Below are 22641 nucleotides of genomic sequence, written 5' to 3' on the forward strand. Positions count from 1 at the left end.
ACACAAACCTTTTGCCGGTACGATCGTGGTTGAACGCCGCCGTCTCATGGGTAATGTCGGGTTTGAAGGAGCGGCGCGGTGCGCATCTTTTTCGGTAGTGGGGATGGGGCAGGGAACGCTGTCCTTCAGCAAAGAATACCCAGACCCGTTTTTTAACTTTTGACTGGAGGTCAGAAAATGAACATCAAGAGCCTTCTTCTCGGCTCCGCTGCGGCACTGATCGCAGTTTCCGGTGCGCGCGCCGCCGACGCCGTCGTCGTCGCCGAGCCGGAACCCGCTGAATACGTCAAGATCTGCGACGTCTACGGCGCTGGCTACTACTACATCCCCGGCACCGAAATCTGCCTGCGCATCGGCGGCTATGTCCGCTATGACATCTCCGTGGGCCAGGCTGGCTCGTTCGACGGCGCCAGGTACCAGGACCTGTCGGATGCCTTGGATGGTGAAGACAACGTCAACGACGGCTATTACAAGCAGGCTCGCTTCACGTTGAGGACCTACACCGGCCAGGAAACCGAGATGGGCACCTTGAAGACCTACACCGAGACCCGCTTCAACTGGGGAACGGGTCACTATGACGACACCGCCTTTTCCAACTTTGGCAGCAGAGGCGTTTCGCTGAACTTCGCCTGGATCCAGCTTGGTGGTCTCCGCGTTGGTAAGGACGAAACAGCCTTCAATACGTTCACCGGCTACGCCGGCAACGTCATCCAGGATACGATCGTTCCCTACGGCGGCTTCGACACCAACGTCGTCCAGTATTACTTCGATGCCGGAAACGGCTTCTCGGCGGTGGTTTCGTTGGAAACCGGTGAAGGCTTTGTCGTTGCTGACGTTGGGCCTCCACTTGTCCTCAATCTCGGTCACGACTCGATCGACAGCTACGTCCCGTATGTCGTCGGCGGCGTGAAGTACACGCAGGGCTGGGGATCCATCAGCGGTGTTGTTGCCTATGACAGCAGCCTGGAAGAATGGGCCGGCAAGGTTCGCCTCGACGTGACGCCGATGCAGAACCTGTCGCTGTTCTTGATGGCCGGCTACGGCTCTGACGACAATCTCCCGCGCAACTTCTACAAGCAGTGGGGCGGTAACTGGGCAGTCTGGGGTGGTGGCACCTACACCATCAACGAGAAGACCTCGTTCAATCTCCAGGCGTCGTATGACGAAGCCAAGGAAGCTGGCGTCGCGGCCAATATCGCCTACGACATCGTTCCCGGCATGACGATCACGGCCGAAGTGGACTGGGCTCATAACAGCCACCACATCGATAGCGACTCGCTGCCCGGTTATGAATACAACTGGACCGGCATCCCGGGCGACAAGAAAAACGCCGTTGGCGGCTTCCTCCGCTTCCAGCGCTCGTTCTAAGGGCTGGACTTAAGGCAAGTGAAATCCAGCCCGGGCGCCTTAACGCCCGGGCTGTTTTTGTTTTCGCGACTGGTGGCAAACAGAAGGAAAAGGGGGTTCGGTAGCTGAACAGGGTTGTGGAACGATGTCGTTGGGATCCGCCGCTGGTGGATGAAATCGGCCGCAACGCTTAAAACTCTTGAAAGGGCACCGCCAAGCAGGTAGGTCTAGGCCTATCCACTCGGGGGTGTGGCGAATAATGACGAACGATGCGATTCAAGAGGGAGGAACCTCTGATCATTTTTCGATGTTTTCTTCTCAAACTGCAAAGATAAAATACAGTTACAACAAGATACGAGAAGTAAAGTCGCATAGGATCGGAGAACTTTTTTCAGCATACCGGGATATACTTTGGGATGACGGGCGGCATAAATACAATGTCAGCTCCTTCATCGGCGAAATAGACGAGATCCTCCTTGGGGAGCGTTTCAGCGCCTTTGACCAAAGCACCCTCGACAATCTTATCGGCACCTTGCGCCAGCGCGGCAACAGCAACGCAACCATCAACCGGAAGATGGCTGCCCTCAGCAAACTGCTGCGCAAGGCTCACAAGATGGGAGATATCCACAGCCTGCCCGAGTTCCGCCGCCAGAAGGAGCGGGCGGGACGGATTCGTTTCCTCGAAAGGGACGAGGAGGCCCGGCTGTTCGCTGCCATCAAGAGCCGCAGCGAGGACGCTTATCGGCTTTCCGTCTTTCTCGTCGACACCGGTTGCCGCCTCGGCGAAGCGCTGGGTTTGATCTGGAACGATATCCAGGAGCACCGCGTCAGTTTCTGGATCACCAAATCCGGCCGCAGCCGCACCATTCCGATGACCGAGCGGGTAAAAGAGGTGATCAAGCTGCCGGCCACCGAGGGCCGCCGGCCCAAAGGCCCGTTCACCAAGCTCAGCCAGGCGCAGTTTCGCGCCATCTGGAACGATGCCAAGGCCGAAGTCGGGCTTGGCGCCGACGATCAGGTCGTGCCGCATATATTGCGCCATACTTGCGCCTCGCGTCTCGTCCAGGGCGGCATCGACATCAGGCGCGTGCAGATGTGGCTCGGTCACCAGACGCTGTCGATGACCATGCGCTACGCCCATCTGGCCACCAACGACCTCGATGGCTGCGTCACTGTGCTGGAGACGCCGCGGTGCAGTGGCGCGGACAGTGGCGGCGCAAGCGCTTTGTCTGCTCCACCTCCGGCAAGGCGAGGGCCAAAAGGCGAGCCGGCCGCAAGCAAGGCCCCAAAGCCAGCAAAGAGAAGCGCCAAATCCTGACGGATCTGACGTGAGACATCAGCCCGCTCAGGGTTGCGCTGCCCCTCATTGCCCTGCGGGGCATTTCTCCCCGTATGGCGACGGGGAGAAAGGCGCTCTTGCGAAAGATTTCGCTAATCCCCAGCGTTGCAGATACCTCCCTTCTCCCCGTCGCCATACGGGGAGAAGGTGCCGGCAGGCGGATGAGGGGCAGCGCCGACATCGATAAAATTATTTCACCGCTAATTCCAACGGAACTGTCAATGGCCGCCGGAAATGCTTTGACCGACGCAAAACTTGCGCGTGAATTACTTCGCTCGGTCGAGCTTTACTTCTAACCACCCCGCTGCTCCGCCCGGTCAAGAAAACCAGCGATCCTGCTCGGCAGGATCCCGGAGTCCAAAAACGGTGCATGCCCCTGGCCGTCGGCGGTGATCGTCTCGATATCGGTATGGCGCGTCCGCATCTGCTCGAGCGTTTCAGCGGACAGCAACTTCGAATTGGCGCCGCGTATGACGAGCATCGGGATGGCCGCCAGTGCGTCGAACTGTGGCCACAGATCTGGCAGCGGCCGGCTGGGATCGAGCCCCGCCAGTGTCTCGACCAGTTTCGGATCGAAATCGGGCAGAAATCCCTCCTCGGTCTCGCGGTAGAGGGCTGATACCATCCGCTCCCAATCCGCATCGGTCAGCGCCGCAAAATCCGCGCCATGGGTGCTGCGCAGGCCGCAGACCACCTCCGCGTACGTCTTCGGCCTTGGCGCGGGGTCGAGGTAGGAGCGGATATGGGCGAGACCTTGCGAGTCGATCACCGGGCCGATGTCGTTGAGGACGATGGCCTTCAGCACGGCCGGCCGCATCGCCCCGAGCACATGGATGATCAGTCCACCGCGCGAGGTGCCGATGAAGGCAGCCTCGTCGACGCCAAGTGCAGCCAGCCCGGCGAGAATATCCCCCGCTTCGATGCCGATATTGTAATGGCCGATATCGGCATCGTAGGCGGACTGCCCGCGCCCGCGATAATCGAAGGCGACAACCCTACGCTTCGCCTGCGTCGACAGATAAAGCGCCAGCTCGTGAAAATCACGGCAATTGCGGGTCAGGCCAGGCAGACAAACGACTGGCCAACCGCCGGAATTCGCTTCGCCGTAGATGCGGGCGTGCAGGCACAGCCCGTCCGGCGCGGCGTAGAAGAAATCGGAAAAACCCTGCTCGATTGGCATGTAGACTCCGTTCCTCTCACCGCCGGATCGCATCGACTGCTACAGGCGAGGGGCAGGTAAGGTCAAAATAGGGAAGGCGCCGGCGTTGGAGGTCCCTCAACGGGAAGATTGGCTGCCATCGTCGCTTTCGCCAGGTTTCGTAGGATGCAGAAAGGCACTGTCCCCGAAGCTGCCGATCTCCCACTTGGGGGCAGGGCTATTGCAGATGGAAAGTCGAGGCTTTCGCTCTACGACGGACCCCCACCCCTAACCCCTCCCCACAAGGGGGAGGGAGACTTCCGTTGGCACTGACCTCGGCAAATTGCCTGCCTTTCGGCGCCAAAAAGGGAAGTAAGGGCATGCGGCAGCGTTCCCTCCCCCTTGTGGGGAGGGTTAGGGTGGGGGTCCATCTTCGTAAGAATCCAAATGCGATTGCCCTGCGCTTGGGGGGATGTCTGGTGATTGGCAAGGAGGGCAGGACAGAGCGGACCGCTGTCCCGCCAACTCCACGTCCGGAACCTTCATAGCCAGAAACAAAAAAACCGCCTCGGTGGGCGGGTCGTTGGAGCCAATTAGCACCATACCGAAATTAGTAGCATAGCTGCCGGCACAAAGCAAGAACAAAATACGCCGTGACCGACAAATTCGCGAAGGATCGCAGCTGACTTGGTTTGAAGCCCGGTCGTCACCCCCGGCCGTTCACCAGATCTCCGACAATATCGTACTTGCCGGAGATACGCATCTTGTAGACCTCATAATTCTCCATCACGCGCTGAACGTAACTTCTTGTTTCCGTATAGGGAATCCGCTCGATCCAGTCGACGACTGCATCGACGTCCTCGCCGCGCGGGTCGCCGTATTTCGCCACCCACTGGGCGGCGCGGGCGGGGCCGGCATTGTAGCCGGCGAAGGTCAGCACGTAGGAGCCGTCGAAACGGCCGAGCTGCTCGCCCAGAAAGGCGGCGCCCAGCGTTGCATTGTAGCCGGCATCGGTGGTCAGCCGCGCCTGCGAGAAAGTCATGCCGGCCTTCTTCGCCAATTGCTTGGCCGTGCCTGGCATCAGCTGCAGCAATCCGCGCGCGCCGGCGCTGGAGACGGCGCCGATGTTGAACTCGCTTTCCTGCCGGGCAATCGCATAGGCCAGCGCCTTGCCCGAGCCGGAGACGTTGGCGGTGTCGGGAATGACGCCGAGCGGATGCGACAGCGCGCCTACGTCGATGCCGCGGGCGCCGGCGATCTTGCCGACCTTCAGCGCCATGAAATGGTTGCCTTGTCTTTCCGCCAACACCGCAAGCAGCGCCAGTTCGCCGGGGCTGTTCAGCTGCCCGGCAAGGTCGCGGTAGAGGGTTTCGGCATAGCGGTCGTAGCCTGCCTGCTGCAGCCGCTCGATGGCGCTGACCGCCTCGCGGGTGGCAAAATTCCGGCGGTCGGCGGCACTTGGCTGGGGGTAGACGATGTTGAGGGTCTGCCGGCCGACGCGCTCGCCGGCGAGCTGGCCGTAAAAGGTCGTGCCGTAGCTGGCGGCGCGGCTGAAATAATCCTTGGCACTGCCGGGACCGCCGACCTCGGCGGCACGGCCGAGCCAGTAATAGGCGCGCGACAGCGACATCGGCCCTTGGGCGAGCTCCGCGATTTGCGCAAAATGCTTGGCGGCGGTGCTCGGGTCGTTGAGGCCGCGCAGCGCGTACCAGCCTGCATGGAATTCCGCCTCGGCAGCATTGGCGGGACTTTCGGCGGCATGCGCGGCGACTATTCTGTAGGCGGTCTTCATGTCGCCCTGGTCGACCAGCTCGCGCGACAGCACCCGGCGTTCGACCCACCAGGCGTCCGGATCGACCTGAGCGTCGCGGTCGCCCGGCGCCTTCAGCACCAGCGCGGCGGCATCGGAAAATTTCTGTTGCTTGCGCAGATATTCGGCTTCGGCAAACAGATAGCCGGCCGCCCGCTGCGCTGCCGGCACCGCCTTCAGCAGCTTGGCCGCGTTCTTGTCGCCTTTGGTGACTGCCGCCCAGGCATCGGCCAATTGCTGGGCGCCGGCGAGACCGGCGACGCGCAGCGCCGAAGCGACCCGATCGGCATAAAACATGCGCTCCATGCGGAAGCGATGGTCGGCGGCCGGGATCAGCGCGCCGAACTCGCGGATGACCGCCGCCTCGTCCCCGGCTTCGAGCTTTTCGGTGCGCCAGAATGGCGACAGCACCGAGCGCGCCGCCTTGGTATTGCCTAGCGCTACATAGGAGCGCGCAAGGATCACCACGCCCTCGAAGGTCAGCGGCTGGCTGCCGTCGAACGCCCGCACCACGACCTGTGGCGCGGGGTTCTCGCGATAGAGCGCGCGCTCGCTGTTCTTGCGCAAGGCGATCGTGCCCGGCCAGTTCGGCAGCATCTTCGCGGCATCGGCGATTTCGCCGCTCGGCACCTGGTCGCCGCCATAGAGCGCAATCGCCCAGGCAAGGATGTGCCGATCGAGCGATTTGGCCGGCAGCGCTTCGCGCACCTGGCGCGCGCGCTGAATGTCGTTTGCCGCAAGCGCATCGAGACCGCTCTTCAGCGCCGCGACGCTGGCGGATGGCGAAGGGGACTGCTGCAGTGCATCGTTCTGCCGCTCCGTCATCGGGATCGCCGACGTGACCTGCCCATCGACGCTGCCGCCGATCGCCGCGCCGGGGACAAGCACAACGATCGCGCCGAGAAGCGCGAAAAGATGAGGCCGCCTGGTCGGCATGGATTTGGTCATTTCCTATTCTTCGATGCTACCACTGGCACAGATGAACTGCAGCCTATTCGTCTGTGATGAAGGGCCCGTAAAGAAAACCTTATCGAGGTCGTTCGAATTGCAATTGCTGGCGCAATGCTTGCCGCGCAACAATGTCGAGACTATGGTGCGCCGCTTCGCTTTCGGCTAGAAGGCGCGCACGACAAACACCTACAGCGCCGCGGGTCTTCTCAGACGCGCAAAGGACGCTGTAGCAATTTAAATTTGGCGCATAACCCTTTCCGAAATCGACTGCGATTTTCGGGGTCATGCGCTAGTCCCAAGGAGTTGGACGACATGCTAAGAGGCTCGCTGACCGCGCTCGTCACACCGTTCGAAAAGAGCGGCCGTTTCGACGAGAAAGCCTTTCGCGCGTTCATCGCCTGGCAGATCGCCGAAGGCACGACGGGCGTGGTCCCGGTCGGCACCACCGGCGAGTCGCCGACGCTGTCGCATGACGAGCACCGCCAAGTCGTCAAGGTTTGCATCGAGGTCGCCAAGGGCCGGGTTCCGGTCGTCGCCGGCGCCGGCTCCAACAACACCGAAGAGGCGGTCGGCCTAGTCCAGTATGCCGAGAAGGCGGGCGCCGACGCGGCCCTTGTCGTCACGCCCTATTACAACAGACCGACACAGCGCGGCCTCTATGCGCATTTCGCCGCCGTCGCCAAGGCAACCAGCCTGCCGATCATCATCTACAACATTCCGCCGCGCTCGGTGGTCGACATGAGCCCCGAGACGATGGGCCAGTTGGTGCATGACTTCAAGAACATCGTCGGCGTCAAGGATGCCACCGGCAAGGTCGAGCGGGTTTCGGAGCAGCGCGCCACCTGCGGCAAGGATTTCATCCAGCTCTCCGGCGAAGACGCCTCGGCGCTCGGCTTCAACGCGCATGGCGGCGTCGGCTGTATTTCGGTGACGGCAAATGTCGCCCCCAGGCTTTGCGCTGAATTCCAGGAGGCAACGCTTTCCGGTGATTGCGCTAAGGCGCTCGACCTGCAGGACCGTCTGTTGCCGCTGCACAAGGCGATTTTCATGGAGCCCGGCGTTTCCGGCGCGAAATATGCGCTGTCGAAGCTGGGCAAGGTCGAGAACGTGCTGCGCTCGCCGCTAATGACGGTCGAGCCGTCGACCGCCGAGAAGATCGACGCGGCGATGAAGCACGCCGGCTTGATAAACTAAGGATGAGGCGCCACCTCTCCGCATCATGAATCAAGTCAGAAAAGCCGATCCCAACAACAAGACCGTTGCGGAAAACCGCAAGGCGCGGTTTTCCTATGAGGTGCTCGACACGATCGAGGCCGGCCTGGTGCTGACCGGTACGGAAGTGAAATCGCTGCGCCAGGGCCAGGCCAATATCCAGGACAGCTACGCCTCGGTCGAGGGCGGCGAGATCTGGCTGATCAACTCCTATTTGCCGGAGTATCTGCAGGCCAACCGCTTCAACCATGAGCCGCGCCGCCGCCGCAAACTGCTGCTCAACAAGCGCGAGATGGCCAAGCTGGCGCAAAGCGTCGACCGCGAAGGCATGACGCTGGTGCCGCTGAAGATCTACTTCAACGACCAAGGCCGTGCCAAGCTGCTGCTCGCCGTTGGCCGCGGCAAGAAGCTGCACGACAAGCGCGAGACCGAAAAGCAGCGCGACTGGTCGCGCGAGAAGGGCCGGCTGCTGAAGGAGCGAGGGTGAGGAGCGGTCCGCGAAGCGGAGGAAAAGCCAGCGATTTGGCTTTTCGAGCGACGAACGCCCGGAGCCATAGCGGCGAGCAGGGCGGACCAAAAGGGATAGGTCTCGTTTGAAAAACCGGATCGTCTTGTGGGGCGCGGCCGGTCTGCTCGTGGCGGGCCTCGTTTTGGCGGCTATACCTACTCCCAGACATTTTCTCCGGACCGCGGCAAATATCCGGTCAGGGGCATCGACGTCTCCCATCATCAGCGGCAGATCGACTGGCGGCGTGTTGCCGCCGACGATGTCGCCTTCGCCGTGATCAAGGCGACGGAAGGCGGCGATCATGTCGACGATGCCTTCGCCGCCAATTTGCGCGCGGCCCGCGCCGCCGGTCTTGCCGTCGGTGCCTATCATTTCTTCACCTTCTGCAGACCGGGTGCGGATCAGGCACGCAACTTCATCTCGGTGGTGCCGCACGATCAGCCTTTGCTGCCGCCGGTGGTAGACATCGAGTTCGGCGGCAATTGCCCGCAGCGGCCAACCCCCGAACAGCTGAACTCCGAGCTTTCCGCCTTCCTCGGCCCGGTCGAGGCGGCGTTCGGCAAGACGGCGATCCTCTATGTGACCGACGAGGCGGCACAAGCCTATGCCGGGCAGCTAGCCGGCCGCCCGCGCTGGCTGCGTTCGCTGGCGCTGCGGCCGGGCCATGACGATTGGATCTACTGGCAGTACCACAACCGGGGCCGCGTCGACGGCATCAGCGGCGACGTCGACTTGAATGTTCTCCAGGGCGGACCTGCGACGCTGGCCGCATTGTTTGCCGCAGCGCCTGAAGCGACAGCGTCGGATTGATGCTATTCCTGTCCACCAAAACACCCTCGATGGCACGAAGACAGAGCGACGATGCGTTCCCCTTGTGGCTATTCATATCGCAGGCGGCGCCGTGCTAAGTACATTTGATGCCGGAGCGACCTTCATCAACCAATGACAGCAACGCCCCGCCTGCTGCGATGGACGGCGGCGACCCCCGCCTGGCATTTGTCTATGCGGAGGCGGTGCGTGGCCTCCAGCACCAGCAGGGCGTGGTTGAAAGTCTCAATACGCGCGCCGGCAATCTGATCTTCGCAACCGCGTTCGCGAGTTCTCTCCTCGGAGGCAGGGCGCTCCTGGATGGCGTGGGACCCTGGGACTGGCTGGCGCTGATATTGCTTTTTCTTATCGGGCTGCTGGTCGCGATTATGGTGTGGCCGTATTATAACTATACGTTCCGTTTCGATCCAGAGAAGCTGCTCCAGGACTTCGTCGATCAGCACCCTCCCGCAACCCTGGACGGGATGCACCGAGCGCTTGCGCTGCGCATCAAATCCGACATGGCCAGCAATTGGCGGATCATCCAACGCCTGCGCGTCGCGCTGCAGCTTGCACTGTTTCTGTGGTTGCTGGATCTCCTGGCCTGGTTGTTCGCGATCGCCCGAATCTAGGGCTCGTGCCCTGGCGGGCGTCGTCCGACTCTATGTCTTCAGAAAAGCTTCTATCTGACTGAAGACGTTGACGAACATCGCTTCCGTCAACACGCCGGTATTGGTGTTGTAGCGCGAGCAATGATAGCTGGAAAACAGCGTGATGCCATTGGCCTGCTGCTGCCCACCATGCCGGAACGGATAGGCGGCAACGCGTTGGCCGAGCGCCCGCACGGTCGACTGGTGCGCGATCGAGCCAAGCGCCAGCACAGCGCGCAGATTTGGAAATCGCGCGATCGTCGGCACCAGGAACGTCCGGCAGGTCGCTATCTCGGCGCCAACCGGCTTGTTGTCCGGCGGCACGCAGCGCACCGCATTGGTAATCGCCGTACCGACAAGCTCCAGCCCGTCATCCGGTCGCGCTTTGAATTCGCCGCGCGCAAAGCCGTGCGCGATCAGCGTGTTGTAGAGCAGGTCGCCGGCAAAATCGCCGGTGAAGGGGCGCCCCGTCCGGTTCGCCCCGCGCAGTCCAGGCGCCAGCCCGACGATCAGCAGACGCACTGCTTCCTCGCCTTCCGGCGGCAAAAAGGTCGGCACCGGCGCGTTGAACCAGGACGGCTCGCGCCGCCGCCACTCGGCGATGAAGTCGTGCAACCGCGGGCAGAGCGGGCAATCGCGATCGGGTTCGGGGGAGACGACCAGGGGAGCGGTCAAGGCAACGACCGTCAATAGTCTTCCTCGTCGACTTCGGCCGGTTCGGGCCGGCGCACCGGCCGCTCCGACGGGTCGCGGCCGACTTCATTCTTGAGCGTCATCAAGTCGATGAAATGGTCGGCCTGGCGGCGCAGATCGTCGGAGATCATCGGCGGCTGCGAAGCCATGGTCGAGACGATCGACACCTTGCGCCCGCGCCGCTGCAGCGCCTCGACCAGCGTGCGGAAATCGCCGTCGCCCGAAAAGATGACATAATGGTCGACGACATCGGCAAGTTCGAGCGCATCGACGGTCAGCTCGATATCCATATTGCCCTTGATCTTGCGCCGGCCGGTCGAGTCGGTGAATTCCTTGGCCGGTTTGGTCACCACCTTGAAGCCGTTATAGTCAAGCCAGTCGATCAGCGGCCGTATCGAGGAGTATTCCTGATCCTCGACCAGCGCGGTGTAGTAATAAGCGCGCAGCAGATAGCCGCGTTTCTGGAAACTCGCCAGAAGTTTGCGGTAATCGATGTCAAAGCCCAGCGCGCGCGAGGTGGCGTAGAGATTGGCACCGTCGATAAAGAGAGCGATTTTTTCACGAGGATCGAACATGGAAAATGTCCTTTTTCGAAATAAGCGGTCGTCTAAATGCGTGGCGACTATCGGCCGGTCTGATAATAGACCTGTTGGCCTTCATCGTTCGAGATAACGCCAGTTTTACGGCAATCCAAGGCACCATGGCGCACCGCAAGCAATTGTGATCGGCGCTGTGTCGCCGCAGGCGGCCCGCGTCAGAGCTGCGCACCGCCATAAAAGCTTGTATTTTGGCGGCGTTCGGGTTATGGACCGCGCCTGTTTTCCATCAAATCCAGGCATGAAAGGGGCAACTCATGGCCCGCGTAACCGTTGAAGATTGCATCGACAAGGTCGACAACCGCTTCGAGCTGGTGCTCCTGGCCGGCCATCGCGCCCGTCAGATCAGCCAGGGCGCGCAGATCACCGTACCGCGCGACAACGACAAGAATCCGGTCGTTGCGCTCCGCGAAATCGCCGAAGAGACGCTGTCGCCGGACGACCTCAAGGAAGATCTCATCCATTCGCTGCAGAAGCATGTCGAGGTCGACGAGCCGGAAGCCGATGGCGAGGCGATTGCCGACCAGACCGGCAGCGCCGTTGCGGCCACCGATGCCGACGACGCCGAGGACAACGTCACCTTCGATCGCATGACCGAAGAAGACCTGTTGGCCGGCATCGAAGGCCTGGTGCCGCCGGAAAAAAGCGACGATTATTGATCTTAGCGACAACTGCCGACACTTTCGCGTCGGCAGTTTCGTGGCTATCTATGACATGCGCCGTACGCCAGTGCGGCGCATGATTCATTTCAGCATTGCGAGATCCCGCCCATGATGCGTCAGTATGAGCTTGTCGAGCGCGTCCAGCGCTACAAGCCTGACGTCAACGAGGCGTTGCTCAACAAGGCCTATGTCTACGCCATGCAGAAGCATGGCCACCAGAAACGCGCCTCCGGCGACCCGTATTTCTCGCATCCGCTCGAAGTCGCCGCCATCCTCACCGAAATGCACATGGACGAGGCGACGATCGCCGTTGCCTTGCTGCACGACACGATCGAGGACACCACGGCGACCAGGGCCGAGATCGACGAATTGTTCGGCCCGGAAATGGGCAAGCTGGTCGAGGGCCTGACCAAGCTGAAGAAGCTCGACCTCGTCTCGAAGAAGGCCGAGCAGGCGGAGAACCTGCGCAAGCTGTTGCTGGCGATCTCGGAAGACGTGCGCGTGCTTCTGGTCAAGCTCGCCGACCGCCTGCACAATATGCGCACGCTCGACCACGTGCCGGAAGCCAAGCGCCTGCGCATCGCCGAAGAGACGATGGACATCTACGCGCCGCTGGCCGGCCGCATGGGCATGCAAGGCATGCGCGAGGAGCTGGAGGAGATTGCCTTCCGCTTCATCAATCCGGAAGCCTACCGCGCCGTCACCGCACGGCTGGCCGAAATCTTCGAGCGCAACAAGGGCGTGCTGTCGGAGATCGAGAAGGCGCTCTCCACGCTGTTCGACAAATATTCGATCAAGGCCGAGGTCAAGAGCCGGCAGAAGAAGCCGTGGTCGGTATTCCGCAAGATGGAGGCCAAGGCGCTGTCGTTCGAGCAGCTGTCCGACATTTTTGGCTTCCGCGTCGTTGTCGAGACGGTCGAGGACTGCTACCGCGCGCTCGGCGCCATCCACACCACCTGGTCGATGGTGCCCGGCCGCTTCAAGGATTACATCTCGACGCCGAAGCAGAACGACTACCGCTCGATCCACACCACCATCGTCGGCCCCTCGCGCCAGCGCGTCGAATTGCAGATCCGCACCTACCAGATGAACAAGATCGCCGAATACGGCGTCGCCGCTCATTCGATCTATAAGGATACCGGCGGCAAGATGAATGGTGCCGCCCATGCGATCTCGAAGGAAACCAATGCCTATGCGTGGCTGCGGCGCACCATCGAGCAGCTTGCCGAAGGCGACAATCCCGAGGACTTCCTCGAAAACACCAAGCTGGAGCTGTTCCAGGACCAGGTATTCTGCTTTACGCCGAAGGGCATGCTGATCGCGCTGCCGCGCGGCGCCACGCCGATCGACTTTGCCTATGCCGTCCACACCGATGTCGGCGACACTTGCGTCGGCGCCAAGGTCAATGGCCGCATCATGCCGCTGATGACGGAGCTGAAGAACGGCGACGAGGTCGAGATCATCCGCTCGAAGGCGCAGGTCCCGCCGGCGGCGTGGGAATCGGTGGTCGTTACCGGCAAAGCACGCTCGGCCATCCGCCGCGCCACCAAGAACGCTATTCGCAAGCAATATTCGGGTCTCGGTATCCGCATTCTGGAGCGCGCCTTCGAACGGTCCGGGAAGACCTTCACCAAGGAAAACCTGAAGCCGGTGCTGCACCGGCTGGCGCGCAAGGACATCGAGGATGTGCTGGCCGCGGTCGGCCGTGGCGAACTAGCCTCCACCGATGTCATGAAGGCGGTGTTTCCCGACTACAAGGACGAGCGCGTCACGCTGGTCGCGCCCAAGCAGCGCGAGGAGGGCTGGTCGAAGATCCGCAACGCCGCCGGCATGCTGTTCCAGATTCCGGGCCGCGCCGCGCGCAAGGACAAGAACCAGCCGCGCGACGACGCGGTGCCGATCCGCGGCGTGCGCGGCGATCTGCCGGTGCGCTTCGCGCCGGAGGGGGCAGTGCCAGGCGATCGCATCGTCGGCATCGTGCAGCCGGGAACCGGTATCACCATCTATCCGATCCAGTCGCCGGCGCTGCAGGCCTTTGACGACCAGCCCGAGCGCTGGATCGACGTGCGCTGGGACATTGACGAGCGCACCAAGGAGCGGTTCCCGGCGCGCGTCTCGGTCACCGCCATCAACGCGCCGGGTTCGCTGGCCGATATTGCACAGGTCGTCGCATCCAACGACGCCAACATCCACACTTTGTCGATGGTGCGCACCGCGCCCGATTTCACCGAAATGCTGATCGATCTCGAAGTGTGGGACCTCAAGCACTTGAACCGGCTGCTGTCGCAGCTAAAGGACAATTCGAGCGTCAGTGACGCAAGGCGCGTGAATGGGTGAATAGTGAATAGTGAATAGTGAATAGTGAATAGTGAATAGTGAAGAGGGTGCTCTCACTACCATTCACCATTCACCATGGACATGGAGTGAACGATGAACACCGATGAAGTGCTGGGTATTTTCCGCGAGGCCGGCGCCGTGCTCGAAGGGCATTTCATCCTGACGTCGGGCCTGCGCAGCCCGGTCTTCCTGCAGAAAGCGCGTGTTTTCATGCATGCCGACAAGACCGAGCGCTTGTGCAAGGCGCTCGCCGAAAAGATCCGCACTGACGTGCCCGGCAGGATCGACTACGTCGTCGGCCCGGCGATCGGCGGGCTGATCCCGGCCTATGAGACCTCGCGCCATCTTGGTGCGCCGGCGATCTGGGTCGAGCGGGAAGGGGGTGAATTCAGGCTGCGCCGTTTCGAGATCGCCAAGGGATCGCGCGTCGTCATTGTCGAGGACATCGTCACCACCGGCCTGTCGATCCGCGAGACCATCGACTGTCTGCGCGCACTTGGCGCCGAAGTCGTTGCCGCCGCATGCATCATCGACCGCTCGGCCGGCAAGACCGATGTCGGCGTGCCGCTGATCGCGCTCGCCGAATATGAAGTTCCGGCCTATCCGGCCGACAGGCTGCCGCCCGAGCTCGCCGCCATACCGGCGATCAAGCCGGGCAGCCGCAACATCTAATGCATGTCGCCCAAAAGTGTGCGGCGGTTTTGGGACAACGACATGCATAAAAACAAGTCAAGAGGCGCTGCCGTGATTGCCGGCATCGATCATTTCGTGCTGACAGTTCGTTCGGTGGACGATACCTGCGCCTTCTATCAGCGCGTGCTTGGCTTCAAGCGCCTCGACGAGCCGGACCGACCAACGGCGCTGCTGTTTGGAACGCAGAAGATCAATGTGCATCAGGTCGGGCGTACCTTCGAGCCGAAGGCCAAGGCGCCGACGCCGGGCTCCGGAGATTTCTGCTTGATTGCTGCCCGGCCGCTCGCCGAGATATGTGCCAACCTCGCCGCCAATGGTGTGATGATAGAGGTCGGCCCGGTCGAGCGTGTCGGCGCTCGGGGCGCGATGATGTCGGTCTATTTCCGCGATCCGGACGGCAACCTCGTCGAGGTCAGCGAATATCGATCCTAAGTGACGCTCCTTAAATTCGCCGCGATCATGCCCTGTTCAGAACGGCGATACCCAAGGCTGGCGCGACCGGCCACCGAGCGGATGCCCTCGGCCTCGTTGTTCTTCGGCCAGCGCATCGCTATATCAAAGTCGTAGTTGCTTTTCGGCGACCGGAGAGCGCAGCATAGGCTGTCGCGCCTGGCTGGAAAGGCCGGCGTGAAGCCATCGACGGAACTAGGAACAGGAACAGAGTGCTTTTTCGACGGCGCAAGCCTGATGGTTTTTTCGAGCGGGTGCGTACTTATTTGTGGCCGCGCCGCTCGTTCTCGCGCTCGCTGCGGTATTTCTCCAAACGCATCCTGCGGCTTCGGGCCACGCCGCATGCCGTGGCCGCCGGTGTTGCGGCGGGCGTATTCGCGTCGTTTTTCCCGCTTGGCTTTCACTTCATCATTGCTGCCATCCTGTGCTGGCTGATCGCCGGCAATCTGGTCGCGGCAGCACTCGGCACGGTCTTCGGCAACCCCCTGACCTTTCCGCTGCTATGGGCCGCCTCCTGGGAGGTCGGCAAGCTGATCCTGCATGAACACCTGCCGGCGCATGGCCCGCCCGCGCATCTCGGCGAGATGCTGCATAGTCTTTCCTTTGCGCAATTGTGGGGACCGGTGCTGAAGCCGATGACGATCGGCGCAATACCGCTCGGCCTGGTTTTCGGCCTGCTGTTTTACGGCATCACCCGCTGGGGCATGGTCACTTTCCACGAGCAGCGCCGCAAGCGGCTGGCCGAAAGAGCGGCAAAGGCTGGAAAAACCGGGCCGGAAGTTCCTGCCGAATGATTATCGGTATTGGCAGCGACCTCATCGACATCAGACGCATCGAGAAGTCGCTGGAACGCCATGGCCAACGCTTCATCCAGCGCATCTACACCGAGATCGAACAGGCGCGGTCCGAAAACCGCGCGGCGCGTGCGGCCTCCTACGCCAAGCGTTTCGCTGCCAAGGAAGCTTGCGCCAAGGCATTGGGCACCGGTATGGCGCAGGGTGTGTTCTGGCGCGACATGGGGGTCGTCAACCTGGCCAGCGGCAAGCCGACCATGGCGCTGACCAATGGGGCGGCAGCGCGGCTGGACGAAATTCTGCCTGAAGGGCACCGCGCGGTGATCCACCTCACCATCACCGATGATTTTCCGCTCGCTCAAGCCTTTGTGATCATTGAAGCGTTGCCGGTCGAAGAAGCGCCACATTGATTGCATCTGACCACCGGCATGACGTTGCCCAGCGCGCGCCGAGACTCTATACCATCCAACGCACAATCGAGGACGACATGAGCGTGGCTGAAAAAACCCAGAAGAAATCCGGCGGACTTGGCGAAACCGTCAGCGTCATCGTCCAGGCCCTGCTGCTTGCGCTGGTCATCCGCACGCTCCTGTTCCAGCCGTTCTCGATCCCGTCCGGGTCGATGCGGCCGACTTTGCTCGAAGGCGACTATCTCTTCGTCACCAAGTGGTCCTACGGCTTCTCCCGCTATTCACTGCCGTTCGGGCCGAACATCTTTTCGGGCCGCATCTGGGGCTCAGAGCCGAAGCGCGGCGACGTGGTGGTGTTCAAGTTTCCGCCGGATCCTTCTGTCGATTATATCAAGCGCGTCGTCGGCCTGCCGGGCGACAAGATCCAGGTCAAGGATGGCCAGCTCTTCATCAATGACGTGGGCGTGCCGCGCGTCAAGGTCGGGCAGATCGACAACCGAGACATCACCGAGGAGAACGGGCCGGTCGATGTCTATCGCGAGACGCTGCCGAACGGCGTCAGCTACGACACGCTCGACCTGACGCAGGCTTCGATCGGCGACAATACCAAAGAGTTCAAGGTGCCGCCCGGTCACTATTTCATGATGGGCGACAATCGCGACAACTCGTCGGACAGCCGCTTCACCGTCGGCTTCGTGCCGGACGAGAATTTGGTCGGCCGCGCCAACCTCATTTTCTTCTCGATCGGCGGCAGCGCCAGCCCGCTCGAAATCTGGAAATGGCCGTCACTGATGCGCGCCTCGCGCCTGTTCCATTTCGTCAATTAGGGCCATGGCGGCGACGAAACGGCTGACCGCCGATGGGCTCGCCGAGGCGCTCAGGGAGCGCACCGGCCACAGTTTTGGCGACCATCAGCGCCTGCAGCGGGCGCTGACCCATGCCAGCGCTCGCGGCAGTCACGCCGGCATCGACTACGAACGTTTCGAATTCCTGGGCGACCGCGTTCTCGGCCTTGTCGTTGCCGATATGCTGCTGGCGGCATTTCCCGACGCCGCCGAGGGTGAGCTGTCGCTGAGATTGAACGCTCTGGTCAACGCTGAAGCCCTGGCGGAAATTGCCGAGGAGATCGGCCTGCCGGAACTTGTTCGCGCCGGTTCGGACGTACGCGGCCTCGACGGGCGCAAGCGCGTCAATCTGCGCGCCGATGCATTGGAATCGCTGATCGCCGTGCTCTATCTCGACGGAGGGTTGGAAGCGGCCCGTGCCTTCATCCACAGATACTGGCAGCCGCGCTCGCAAGCCATTGACGCCGCCCGTCGCGATGCGAAAACCGAACTCCAGGAATGGGCGCATCAGGCGGCAGGCGCAGTGCCGGTTTACATAATCGACAGCCGCGAGGGACCGGACCACGATCCGCTGTTCACCGTCAGTGTCAAGGTCGGCGCCTATCCGCCGGCGACCGGCAGCGGGCGCTCCAAGCGCGAGGCGGAGCAGGCTGCAGCCGCGGCACTTCTGCAGCGGGAAGGCGTCTGGCTCGATCAAGGGAGTGCCGCATGACCGCCACCGAAGCTCCGGCAACAGAAGCTCCCGCTACCCGCTCCGGCTTCGTCGCGCTGATCGGCGCGCCCAATGCGGGGAAATCGACGCTGGTCAACCAATTGGTCGGCGCCAAGGTGTCAATTGTGACGCACAAGGTGCAGACCACCCGTGCGATCGTGCGCGGCATTGCCACCCACAACAACGCGCAGATCGTCTTCGTCGACACGCCGGGCATATTCAAGCCGAAGCGCCGGCTGGACACGGCGATGGTGACGACCGCGTGGGGCGGCGCCAAGGACGCCGATATCGTGCTGCTCTTGATCGACGCCGAGCGCGGCATCCGGGGCGATGCCGACGCCATCCTCGAGCGGCTGAAGGATGTTCGGCAGCCGATGGTGTTGATCCTCAACAAAGTCGATCGGGTCAAGCACGAGACGCTGCTGGCATTGTCGGCTGCAGCCAACGAAAGGGTGCCGTTCAAGCGCACCTTCATGGTTTCGGCGCTGACCGGATCCGGCTGCAAGGACCTGCTCGACTATCTCGCCGAGACCCTGCCGGCCGGACCCTGGTACTACCCGGAAGACCAGATCTCCGACCTGCCGATGCGCCAGCTCGCCGCCGAGATCACCCGCGAAAAGCTCTATCTCAGGCTGCATCAGGAACTGCCCTATTCCTCCCATGTCGAGACGGAGAAATGGGAAGAGAAGAAGGACGGCTCGGTGCGCATCGACCAGACCATCTATGTCGAGCGCGACAGCCAGAAGAAGATCGTGCTCGGCCATAAGGGCGAGACGATCCGCGCCATCGGCCAGGCGGCACGCATGGAAATAGCTGGCGTACTCGAACAGAAGGTGCACCTCTTCCTGTTCGTCAAGGTGCGTGAGAACTGGGGTGACGACCCCGAGCGCTACCGCGAAATGGGGCTCGAATTTCCGCACTGAGCCTGTTTGGGCGATCCGCAGAGCGGCCGGTTGGCCGCCTCAGGTTTCTGAGCGGTCGCCGGGCTGCCCGATCGGTCGACTTGCATATTGAACAGCCGACCGAATCATTCCGGGAGACCATGCGCCGGCCATGTCGGGTCGACCCGTTCCTTATTGGTACCGGCGCGACGGGAAATCCTGAGCGGGTTCTGAAAAATTTGCGATATTTCATGCAAAATCGGCCAGTGGATCGAATGGAACTCCTGCCGATACTGCGACCGTGCGTGGTTCCCGTTTGTCGTCTCTCCGTCATACACCCTACCTATAGGCTGTGCGAAAGACCCGCCTCCGAGCAAACCGGAACCGGCAGGCAAACAGCCAGATCAGGACATGACCGGGACTTGGAATCGCATCGACCCCATCCGTCAGATCGAGTTTGCAAACGCCGTCGCTGTTGAGATCGAGCGCGTGCTGGCGCGGCAAGGCAACGTGACGAACAGCGATGCGGTCGTTGCAGCGGGCAGGGTCGCCGGCGCCGTTGCCGCCGCCGTCGCTTTGCTTGCGCCGACTGACATCAGTGCGATCGACACCATGCAGGAAAGATTACCCGGCATGGCGTCGCGTTTCGTGCGGATATTGGCAGCCGAAGCTGCGGAACGCCGTGCCCGGACGCATCTGTCGACGGCGCACGAAGGTCGAGGGGCAGACATCCAACGCCTGGCCGGAACGGGCGACCTCGACGCGATGCGGGTCGAGGACTGGGCCGGTCGGGTCGCCGGGTCGACGTTCCTGCAGCAAAATCTCGGCATATCGCGCTCGACCCTGCATCGCTGGCAGCGGAGCGGCACGGTCGTTGCGTTGCGCACCGGTGGCCGCAAACATGTATTTCCCCTGGCCCAGTTCATCGACGGCAGGCCGGCGCCGGGTATCAAGGAAGTGCTATCCGCGATGCCCGATCCACGGCATGCCTGGTCGTGGCTGATTGGCCCCGCGCCCGGCCTCGCCGGACGTATTCCCATTGAACTGCTCAAACGGGATCTGGTGGCGGAAGTCGTTCTTGCCGCACAGACCGCAGCGATGGCGAAGTCGACTTGATCTCGCTGCCAACGCTAAAAGTCTATTCTAAAAAAAGAACACGCACAAGGAATGTATGTCGGATTCCGATCGATTTGCCGGCTAATGGCATAAGTGTATTTTTGTACAATTGTGACAGTATCTCGTTTGTGCCGGGGGGCAAGTGTGAAGAAAATGTGAAGTGATATTTGTGCAACATGGATTTATTCTGTTATGCAAACATTGATTATTTTTGGAATCGTCATTGAGACTGGAATGCGGATGAGTATGTTCGCCGCCTGAAGAGGGGGTACGGTGCGCGCCTTTTTCGACGTGGGTGAGGCGTTCAGCCGTTCAACCCATGAATCCAAAGCCATTTTTAACTTTGACTGGAGAGGTCAGAAAATGAATATCAAGAGCCTTCTTCTCGGCTCAGCCGCGGCATTCGTCGCGGTCTCCGGTGCGCGCGCCGCCGACGCTGTTGTGGTCGCCGAGCCGGAACCCGCCGAATACGTCAAGATTTGCGACGTCTACGGCGCCGGCTACTTCTACATTCCCGGCACCGAGACCTGCCTGCGCATCGGCGGCTATGTCCGCTATGACGCCAGCTTCGGCGACGCCGGCCGCGTTTTCGATGGCGCGACGACACACGACCTTTTGGACGGTGACGAGCAGCAGACCTGGAACAAGAATGCCCGCTTCAATTTGAAGACGTGGACCGGCCAGGAAACCGAGCTCGGCACGTTGAAGACCTATACCGAGACCCGTTTCAACTTCGGCAATACCAAACGCACCGTGAGCGGTGTTGATTTCAGCGTGCAGGACAACAAGGCGGTTACCCTGAACTTCGCCTGGATCCAGCTTGGAGGTTTCCGCGTCGGTAAGGATGAAACTGTCTATGATTCGTTCATCGGCTACGCCGGCAACGTCGTCCAGGACACTATCATTCCTTACGGCACCAAGGACACCAACCTGATCAGTTACTACTTCGACGGCGGTAATGGCTTTACAGCAGTCGCCTCGGTCGAAACGGGCTCCGGCGCTGACCAGTCGATCGACAGCTACGTTCCGTTTGTCGTCGGCGGCGTGAAATACAAGGGTGACTGGGGTGCGATCACCGCGGTCGGCGCCTATAACAGCACGTCGGAAGAATGGGCCGGCAAAGCTCGCCTCGACGTCAAGCCGATTACTGACCTGACCCTGTTCGTGATGGCGGGCTACGGCAGCGACGACAACGTCGCGAAGAACTTCTACAAGCCGTGGACTGGCAACTTTGCCGTCTGGGGCGGCGGCAGCTATGCCGTCAACAAGAAGACCTCTTTGAACGCCCAGGTCTCCTATACCGACGACCAAGACTTCGCCGTTGCAGCCAACGTCGCCTACACCATCGTTCCTGGTTACACGATCACCGCCGAAGTCGATTATTACGACAATTTCGATGCCGACGATGCCGACGCGATCGGCGGCATCTTCCGCTTCCAGCGCTCGTTCTGATCAAACGACGATCTCGCAAAAAACGGCCCGTAGCGATACGCTACGGGCCGTTTTGGTTTGGCGGCGGATACGTCGCTCATCTTGATTTCGCCATCCAACCGGTGACAAGCTCTCGTCATGGAATGGCGCGACGAGGGAATCATTCTCGGCACCCGCAAGCATGGCGAAACCAGCGCCATTCTCGAGGTGATGACGCGCGCGCATGGCCGCCATCTCGGTCTCGTGCGCGGCGGCCGTTCGCGCAAACAGCAGCCTGTCTTGCAGCCCGGCAATCGCGTCGACCTGTTGTGGCGGGCGCGGCTCGACGAGCATCTCGGCACCTTCCAGGTCGAGGCTATCGAGATGAACGCCGCCCGGCTGATGGACAGCGCCGTTGCCGTCTACGGCTTGCAGACGATGGCCGCGCATTTGCGTCTTTTGCCCGAGCGTGACGCCCATGGCGGCCTTTACGAGACGCTTGCGGTGATGATCGCTCATCTCGACGATGCCGATGCCGCCGGCGAGTTGGTGGCCCGCTTCGAGCTGCTGGTACTCGACGAACTCGGTTTCGGCCTCGATCTCAGCCAGTGTGCGGCGACCGGCACCAGGCAGGACCTTGCCTATGTCTCGCCGAAATCCGGCCGCGCCGTGTCGCGGGCGGCGGGCGCGCCGTGGCGCGACAAGATGCTGGCGCTGCCTGCCTTCCTGCAGCGCGGCTCCGGGCTGCGCGCCGATCCGGCGGCGATCGAGGACGCCTTCCAGCTGACCGGCTTCTTTTTGACCCGCCATGTCTACGAACCGCGCGGCATCGAGCCTCCCGGCGCCCGCGCCGGGTTTCTCGCCGCCTTGCGCAGGCATCATTCACCCGGCCATGAATCCGGCAAGGCAAGCGCCGGGGAAACCGCCACCGGGGAAACCACCAGATGAGCGAAGTTGAACCTGATCCCGAAAACGTTTCGCCGCTCGGCCTTGGCACCATTTCGCAGGTGGGCGAGGCCATGCGACGGCCGAGTTCAAAGCGAATTTGACGCGGCCGATCACGCCAAGGACGGGCGAGGTGGTGTGCGAGGGCAAAGTAGTGCACAAGGGCCGCACGCTGACGGTTTCGGAAGCGGCGCTGAACGACGCCAACGGCAAGCTGCTGGCTTTCGGCACCGAAACATGCTCGATCTTTCCGGCCAATCTGGCGGCACGTTGAATGGACCGGCCGTTTGGCTGCCGCATTTGAATGTCACTGAACATTGAATGTCAGTGACAAC

The 22641-nt window shown here is 61.7% G+C and carries 23 protein-coding genes; 19 read left to right on the plus strand and 4 right to left on the minus strand.

Annotated elements, in window-relative coordinates; genetic code table 11:
* The first annotated feature begins 177 nt into the window (after positions 1 to 177).
* Positions 178 to 1368 carry a porin gene (locus tag NKH30_RS03355; protein ID WP_352471039.1) on the plus strand — a complete coding sequence of 397 codons (1191 nt, stop codon included), beginning with the start codon at positions 178 to 180 and terminating at the stop codon, positions 1366 to 1368.
* 238 nt (positions 1369 to 1606) lie between these two features.
* A complete protein-coding gene (locus tag NKH30_RS03360; protein WP_353021512.1) occupies positions 1607 to 2665 on the plus strand; it encodes a tyrosine-type recombinase/integrase in 1059 nt (352 codons plus the stop codon).
* Positions 2666 to 2978: 313 nt separating this feature from the next.
* On the opposite strand, the gene NKH30_RS03365 is transcribed toward NKH30_RS03360, so the two are convergent.
* Together NKH30_RS03365 and NKH30_RS03370 are read right to left on the minus strand one after the other, a co-directional pair.
* Positions 2979 to 3866, minus strand: a complete 888-nt coding sequence (locus NKH30_RS03365; protein ID WP_352979788.1) for an alpha/beta fold hydrolase — start codon at positions 3864 to 3866, stop codon at positions 2979 to 2981.
* A gap of 664 nt (positions 3867 to 4530) precedes the next feature.
* Positions 4531 to 6570, minus strand: a complete 2040-nt coding sequence (locus NKH30_RS03370) for a lytic transglycosylase domain-containing protein (RefSeq protein WP_352994350.1) — start codon at positions 6568 to 6570, stop codon at positions 4531 to 4533.
* Between the two features lie 327 nt (positions 6571 to 6897).
* On the opposite strand from NKH30_RS03370, the gene dapA reads away from it, so the two are divergent.
* From dapA to NKH30_RS03390, 4 genes are all read left to right on the plus strand, one after another.
* Positions 6898 to 7779, plus strand: a complete 882-nt coding sequence (dapA, locus tag NKH30_RS03375) for a 4-hydroxy-tetrahydrodipicolinate synthase (protein ID WP_352994206.1) — start codon at positions 6898 to 6900, stop codon at positions 7777 to 7779.
* Between the two features lie 25 nt (positions 7780 to 7804).
* Positions 7805 to 8284 (plus strand): SsrA-binding protein SmpB, encoded by a 480-nt coding sequence (smpB, locus tag NKH30_RS03380; protein WP_023768487.1) that lies wholly within the window; start codon positions 7805 to 7807, stop codon positions 8282 to 8284.
* Positions 8285 to 8410: 126 nt separating this feature from the next.
* Positions 8411 to 9115: a GH25 family lysozyme gene (locus tag NKH30_RS03385; protein WP_502911451.1), complete on the plus strand. Its 705-nt coding sequence runs from the start codon at positions 8411 to 8413 to the stop codon at positions 9113 to 9115.
* Positions 9116 to 9222: 107 nt separating this feature from the next.
* Positions 9223 to 9744 carry a hypothetical protein gene (locus NKH30_RS03390; RefSeq protein ID WP_352615918.1) on the plus strand — a complete coding sequence of 174 codons (522 nt, stop codon included), beginning with the start codon at positions 9223 to 9225 and terminating at the stop codon, positions 9742 to 9744.
* Positions 9745 to 9774: 30 nt separating this feature from the next.
* On the opposite strand, the gene NKH30_RS03395 is transcribed toward NKH30_RS03390, so the two are convergent.
* Together NKH30_RS03395 and NKH30_RS03400 are read right to left on the minus strand one after the other, a co-directional pair.
* Positions 9775 to 10452 (minus strand): uracil-DNA glycosylase, encoded by a 678-nt coding sequence (locus NKH30_RS03395; protein WP_352979792.1) that lies wholly within the window; start codon positions 10450 to 10452, stop codon positions 9775 to 9777.
* Positions 10449 to 11030: a LabA-like NYN domain-containing protein gene (locus NKH30_RS03400; RefSeq protein WP_023677774.1), complete on the minus strand. Its 582-nt coding sequence runs from the start codon at positions 11028 to 11030 to the stop codon at positions 10449 to 10451. Before NKH30_RS03400 ends, NKH30_RS03395 begins: the two co-directional genes overlap by 4 nt.
* A 278-nt stretch (positions 11031 to 11308) precedes the next feature.
* Between NKH30_RS03400 and rpoZ the strand changes: the two genes are divergently transcribed.
* From rpoZ to NKH30_RS03465, 13 genes are all read left to right on the plus strand, one after another.
* The gene (gene rpoZ, locus NKH30_RS03405) at positions 11309 to 11710 is read left to right on the plus strand and encodes a DNA-directed RNA polymerase subunit omega (RefSeq protein WP_023677773.1); all 402 of its coding nucleotides are present in this window, start codon (positions 11309 to 11311) and stop codon (positions 11708 to 11710) included.
* Between the two features lie 111 nt (positions 11711 to 11821).
* The gene (locus tag NKH30_RS03410) at positions 11822 to 14050 is read left to right on the plus strand and encodes a RelA/SpoT family protein (RefSeq protein WP_352979794.1); all 2229 of its coding nucleotides are present in this window, start codon (positions 11822 to 11824) and stop codon (positions 14048 to 14050) included.
* 93 nt (positions 14051 to 14143) lie between these two features.
* On the plus strand, positions 14144 to 14722 hold the full coding sequence (pyrE, locus tag NKH30_RS03415; protein WP_352979796.1) for an orotate phosphoribosyltransferase: 579 nt from the start codon (positions 14144 to 14146) through the stop codon (positions 14720 to 14722).
* A 42-nt stretch (positions 14723 to 14764) separates the two neighbouring features.
* Positions 14765 to 15175, plus strand: a complete 411-nt coding sequence (locus NKH30_RS03420; protein ID WP_352979798.1) for a VOC family protein — start codon at positions 14765 to 14767, stop codon at positions 15173 to 15175.
* Positions 15176 to 15405: 230 nt separating this feature from the next.
* A complete protein-coding gene (locus NKH30_RS03425) occupies positions 15406 to 15987 on the plus strand; it encodes a DUF2062 domain-containing protein (protein ID WP_352994209.1) in 582 nt (193 codons plus the stop codon).
* Positions 15984 to 16397: a holo-ACP synthase gene (gene acpS, locus NKH30_RS03430; RefSeq protein ID WP_352467214.1), complete on the plus strand. Its 414-nt coding sequence runs from the start codon at positions 15984 to 15986 to the stop codon at positions 16395 to 16397. The genes NKH30_RS03425 and acpS overlap by 4 nt, the downstream gene beginning before the upstream one ends.
* A 77-nt stretch (positions 16398 to 16474) precedes the next feature.
* Positions 16475 to 17224 (plus strand): signal peptidase I, encoded by a 750-nt coding sequence (gene lepB / locus NKH30_RS03435; RefSeq protein ID WP_352471047.1) that lies wholly within the window; start codon positions 16475 to 16477, stop codon positions 17222 to 17224.
* A 4-nt stretch (positions 17225 to 17228) separates the two neighbouring features.
* Complete coding sequence (gene rnc / locus NKH30_RS03440; RefSeq protein ID WP_352833209.1) at positions 17229 to 17954, plus strand: ribonuclease III; 726 nt, start codon at positions 17229 to 17231, stop codon at positions 17952 to 17954.
* A complete protein-coding gene (gene era, locus NKH30_RS03445; RefSeq protein ID WP_352501817.1) occupies positions 17951 to 18877 on the plus strand; it encodes a GTPase Era in 927 nt (308 codons plus the stop codon). Before rnc ends, era begins: the two co-directional genes overlap by 4 nt.
* Before the next feature lie 369 nt (positions 18878 to 19246).
* Complete coding sequence (locus NKH30_RS03450) at positions 19247 to 19951, plus strand: antitoxin Xre/MbcA/ParS-like domain-containing protein (protein ID WP_502911452.1); 705 nt, start codon at positions 19247 to 19249, stop codon at positions 19949 to 19951.
* A gap of 363 nt (positions 19952 to 20314) precedes the next feature.
* On the plus strand, positions 20315 to 21403 hold the full coding sequence (locus NKH30_RS03455; RefSeq protein ID WP_352540773.1) for a porin: 1089 nt from the start codon (positions 20315 to 20317) through the stop codon (positions 21401 to 21403).
* Positions 21404 to 21520: 117 nt separating this feature from the next.
* Positions 21521 to 22309, plus strand: coding sequence for a DNA repair protein RecO (gene recO / locus NKH30_RS03460; RefSeq protein ID WP_352994213.1), 789 nt, complete (start codon positions 21521 to 21523; stop codon positions 22307 to 22309).
* Between the two features lie 97 nt (positions 22310 to 22406).
* Positions 22407 to 22580 (plus strand): hotdog fold domain-containing protein, encoded by a 174-nt coding sequence (locus NKH30_RS03465; protein WP_352994216.1) that lies wholly within the window; start codon positions 22407 to 22409, stop codon positions 22578 to 22580.
* Positions 22581 to 22641 lie beyond the last annotated feature (61 nt).

The organism is Mesorhizobium sp. M1273 (genome assembly GCF_040318195.1).
In the GTDB taxonomy this organism is placed as follows: domain Bacteria; phylum Pseudomonadota; class Alphaproteobacteria; order Rhizobiales; family Rhizobiaceae; genus Mesorhizobium.

Coding starts and splice junctions, on each gene's coding strand:
- NKH30_RS03355 (WP_352471039.1), top strand. CDS start 178: ATGAACATCAAGAGCCTTCTTCTCGGCTCCGCTGCGGCACTGATCGCA.
- NKH30_RS03360 (WP_353021512.1), top strand. CDS start 1,607: ATGACGAACGATGCGATTCAAGAGGGAGGAACCTCTGATCATTTTTCG.
- NKH30_RS03365 (WP_352979788.1), bottom strand. CDS start 3,866: ATGCCAATCGAGCAGGGTTTTTCCGATTTCTTCTACGCCGCGCCGGAC.
- NKH30_RS03370 (WP_352994350.1), bottom strand. CDS start 6,570: ATGCCGACCAGGCGGCCTCATCTTTTCGCGCTTCTCGGCGCGATCGTT.
- dapA (WP_352994206.1), top strand. CDS start 6,898: ATGCTAAGAGGCTCGCTGACCGCGCTCGTCACACCGTTCGAAAAGAGC.
- smpB (WP_023768487.1), top strand. CDS start 7,805: ATGAATCAAGTCAGAAAAGCCGATCCCAACAACAAGACCGTTGCGGAA.
- NKH30_RS03390 (WP_352615918.1), top strand. CDS start 9,223: ATGCCGGAGCGACCTTCATCAACCAATGACAGCAACGCCCCGCCTGCT.
- NKH30_RS03400 (WP_023677774.1), bottom strand. CDS start 11,030: ATGTTCGATCCTCGTGAAAAAATCGCTCTCTTTATCGACGGTGCCAAT.
- rpoZ (WP_023677773.1), top strand. CDS start 11,309: ATGGCCCGCGTAACCGTTGAAGATTGCATCGACAAGGTCGACAACCGC.
- NKH30_RS03410 (WP_352979794.1), top strand. CDS start 11,822: ATGATGCGTCAGTATGAGCTTGTCGAGCGCGTCCAGCGCTACAAGCCT.
- pyrE (WP_352979796.1), top strand. CDS start 14,144: ATGAACACCGATGAAGTGCTGGGTATTTTCCGCGAGGCCGGCGCCGTG.
- NKH30_RS03420 (WP_352979798.1), top strand. CDS start 14,765: ATGCATAAAAACAAGTCAAGAGGCGCTGCCGTGATTGCCGGCATCGAT.
- acpS (WP_352467214.1), top strand. CDS start 15,984: ATGATTATCGGTATTGGCAGCGACCTCATCGACATCAGACGCATCGAG.
- lepB (WP_352471047.1), top strand. CDS start 16,475: ATGAGCGTGGCTGAAAAAACCCAGAAGAAATCCGGCGGACTTGGCGAA.
- rnc (WP_352833209.1), top strand. CDS start 17,229: ATGGCGGCGACGAAACGGCTGACCGCCGATGGGCTCGCCGAGGCGCTC.
- era (WP_352501817.1), top strand. CDS start 17,951: ATGACCGCCACCGAAGCTCCGGCAACAGAAGCTCCCGCTACCCGCTCC.
- NKH30_RS03450 (WP_502911452.1), top strand. CDS start 19,247: ATGACCGGGACTTGGAATCGCATCGACCCCATCCGTCAGATCGAGTTT.
- NKH30_RS03455 (WP_352540773.1), top strand. CDS start 20,315: ATGAATATCAAGAGCCTTCTTCTCGGCTCAGCCGCGGCATTCGTCGCG.
- recO (WP_352994213.1), top strand. CDS start 21,521: ATGGAATGGCGCGACGAGGGAATCATTCTCGGCACCCGCAAGCATGGC.